At 65.4% G+C, this 1,276-nt stretch carries 3 protein-coding genes; all 3 read left to right on the top strand.

The window, feature by feature from the left end; translation table 11 throughout:
• Nucleotides 1-294, top strand: a 294-nt coding sequence (locus HT134_RS44285; protein ID WP_175606502.1) for a roadblock/LC7 domain-containing protein, incomplete at its 5' end; no start/stop codon positions are given.
• A gap of 5 nt (nt 295-299) precedes the next feature.
• On the top strand, nt 300-692 hold the full coding sequence (locus HT134_RS44280; RefSeq protein WP_376768152.1) for a DUF742 domain-containing protein: 393 nt from the start codon (nt 300-302) through the stop codon (nt 690-692).
• Nucleotides 673-1,275, top strand: a complete 603-nt coding sequence (locus tag HT134_RS44275; protein ID WP_175606501.1) for a GTP-binding protein — start codon at nt 673-675, stop codon at nt 1,273-1,275. Before HT134_RS44280 ends, HT134_RS44275 begins: the two co-directional genes overlap by 20 nt.
• The last annotated feature ends 1 nt before the right edge of the window (nt 1,276 follow it).

Raw genomic sequence — 1,276 nt, 5'->3', positions numbered from 1 at the left:
TTCCCGCCGGACCGGGCCGACCAGCTCGCGGCCATCGCGTCGGGGCTGGTGAGCCTGACGCAGGGCGCGGCGCGGGTGTTCGAGGGCGGCGTGGTCAACCAGACCATCGTGGAGATGCAGCGGGGGCTGATGCTGATCATGTCGATCAGCGACGGCTCCTGCCTGGCGGTGCTGGCCGCTCCCGACTGCGACATGGGGCTCGTCGCCTATCAGATGACGCTGATGGTCGATCGTGCTGGTCAGGTGCTGACTCCGGCGGTGCGCGCGGAGCTGCGGGCAAGTCAGTCCAGGTGATCGAGGTGACCGACCCCAGATGGAACAGCGGTCCCGCGCAGCGGCCGCCGTCCTCCTTCGACCCGGGGTCGCCGGTGCGCCCGTACGCGGTGACGGGTGGGCGTACGGCGCCTCGGGTGAAGCTGGCGATGGAGGCGTTGGTGTCGTCGGCGACGGCTGAGCCGCGGGAGTTCTCGCATATCACGCCGGAGTATCAGGCGATTTCGCAGTTGTGTCGGCAGGTTCGGTCGGTGGCTGAGGTGTCGGCGTTGTTGCGGATTCCGTTGGGTGTGGTGCGGGTGCTGATCGCGGATATGGCGGCGGAGGGGTTGGTGCGGGTGCATCAGCCGCAGCTGGATGCGGGTCGGCCGGATGTCAACCTGCTGGAAAGGGTGCTCAGTGGACTTCGCAGGCTCTAGTCCTGGTGTGTCGTCTCCGGGTCTCACGTCGACGAAGATCGTCGTGGCGGGTGGGTTCGGTGTCGGTAAGACGACGTTCGTGGGTGCGGTGTCGGAGATCATGCCGTTGACGACCGAGGCGGTGATGACGGACGCGTCGGTGGGGATCGATGATCTGGGGATGACGCCGTTGAAGTCGACCACGACGGTGGCGATGGATTTCGGGCGGGTGTCGTTGGATCGGGATTTGATCCTGTATTTGTTCGGGACGCCGGGTCAGCACAGGTTCTGGTTCATGTGGGATGACTTGGTGCGGGGGGCGATCGGTGCGGTGGTGCTGGTGGACACGCGCCGGTTGGCGGACAGTTTCCCGGCGATCGATTATTTCGAGGAGGCGCAGCTTCCGTTCATCGTGGGGATCAACGGGTGGGACGGGTCGTATCCGCATAGTGATGCGGAGGTGCGGGATGCGTTGACGTTGGCGGCGCATATTCCGTTGGTGCGGTTGGATGCGCGGTCGAAGGATTCGGTCAAGAGTGCGTTGATCAATCTGGTGGAGCATGCGTTGACGGTGCGGATGGCCGTGCCAGGCTGGAGCGGCTGAC

Source organism: Nonomuraea rhodomycinica, assembly GCF_013363995.1.
Taxonomy (GTDB): domain Bacteria; phylum Actinomycetota; class Actinomycetes; order Streptosporangiales; family Streptosporangiaceae; genus Nonomuraea; species Nonomuraea rhodomycinica.
Note: the sequence above shows the minus strand (reverse complement) of the source record. Positions and strands in the feature narration are given on the sequence as shown.